Origin of the sequence: Cupriavidus sp. SK-3 (assembly GCF_000611145.1) — a bacterium.
In the GTDB taxonomy this organism is placed as follows: domain Bacteria; phylum Pseudomonadota; class Gammaproteobacteria; order Burkholderiales; family Burkholderiaceae; genus Cupriavidus.
On record NZ_JFJV02000171.1, the window covers coordinates 1 to 1,491 of the forward strand.

General features: G+C 69.1%; 1 protein-coding gene and 1 pseudogene. Both read right to left on the reverse strand.

Going from position 1 to position 1,491, the window contains the following annotated elements:
• Positions 1–87 precede the first annotated feature (87 nt).
• On the reverse strand, positions 88–1,131 hold the full coding sequence (locus tag CF70_RS17155; protein WP_035867068.1) for a serine/threonine protein kinase: 1,044 nt from the start codon (positions 1,129–1,131) through the stop codon (positions 88–90).
• Between the two features lie 24 nt (positions 1,132–1,155).
• Positions 1,156–1,491 (reverse strand): annotated as a pseudogene (locus CF70_RS17160) (RNA helicase); the annotation flags it as partial.

Below are 1,491 nucleotides of genomic sequence, written 5' to 3' on the forward strand. Positions count from 1 at the left end.
TAGGTCGCCCCCCGCAGGGGGGTGAAACTGCTTTTGACTTTAAGCCTTTAAGCCTTTAAGCCGTTGAAGTTAAGGAGTCCCCCCCCCTCATACCGGCCAAAGCGGCGCCTCATCCATCAACGCCACCTGCTCCCTCAACTCCAGAATCCTATCCTGCCAATACCGCGCACTCCCAAACCAAGGAAACGCCGCCGGAAAAGCAGGATCCCGCCACCGGCTGGCCAGCCAAGCGCTGTAATGCAGTAACCGCAACGTCCGCAACGCCTCAACCAGATAAAGCTCCCGCGGCTGAAACTCCGCGAAATCCTCATACCCGGCCAGGATATCCGCCATCTGCCCCTGCATGGCGGCACGATCGCCCTCCAGCAGCATCCACAGATCCTGCACCGCCGGCCCCATGCGGCTGTCGTCGAAGTCGACGAAATGCGGCCCGGGCGGGCGCAAGCCAGCCTGGGACGCTTCGATCCACAACACATTGCCACGATGGCAATCGCCATGCAGGCGCAGCAGCGACACATCGCCGGCGCGCTCATAGCAGCGGCGCGCCCCCTCGATGGCCAGATCGGCGACGGCCTGCCAGGCCGGGCGCAGTTCCGCCGGGATGCAGTCCTGCGCCAGCAGCCAGTCGCGCGGGGCCACGCCAAAGCGCTCCACGTCGATCGTGGGCCGCGCCTGGTAAGGGCGCGTGGCGCCGACCGCATGGATGCGGCCGATAAATCGCCCAAGCCAGGTCAAAGTGTCGGCCCGGTCCAGCTCCGGCTCGCGCCCGCCACAGCGGGGAAACACCGCAAAGCGAAAACCGCCATGCGCCAGCAGCGTGGTGCCGTCGCGCGCGATGGCCGGCACCGCCGGAATCTCCGCGTCGGCCAGTTGCTGCACGAAGGCATGCTCTTCCAGGATGGCGGCGTCGCTCCAGCGGCCAGGCCGGTAGAACTTGACCACCACCGGCGCGCCGCCCTCGATCCCGACCTGGCAGACCCGGTTCTCGTAGCTATTGAGCGCCAGCAGGCGGCCGTCGGGTTCGAAACCGGCGGCCTCCATGGCGTCGAGCATCAGGTCCGGCGTGAGAGTGGCATACGGGACGCCACCGTCATCGCCGGGAACCGGAAGGTCATGACCTGGACTGGACATCGCGCGCGGCCGCCTCGATGTGGATCAGCGCGTGGGCTTGGCGCGCTGGCCGCCCAGCAATGCGGCTTGCGGCGCCGGACGGCGGCCGCGCGGGGCGGCATCCTGTCCGGTGCGCGGCTGCGCTGCGTGGCTGTTGCCATTGGCGCCGCCGCCGGCGCGATTGCCGTTGGCGTCGCTACCGCGGCTGCGGTTGCCGTTGCCGTTGCCGCCCGCACGGTTGCCATCGACATCGCCATTGCGATTGCCGTTGCCGGCGGCGCGGTTGCCGTTCACCTGGCCGTTGCGCGGGCTGCCTTGCCCGGCCGCGGCCGGACGGCCGCTGCCCTGGCCGGCGCGCTGGCCCTGGGCCTGCGGCGCGCG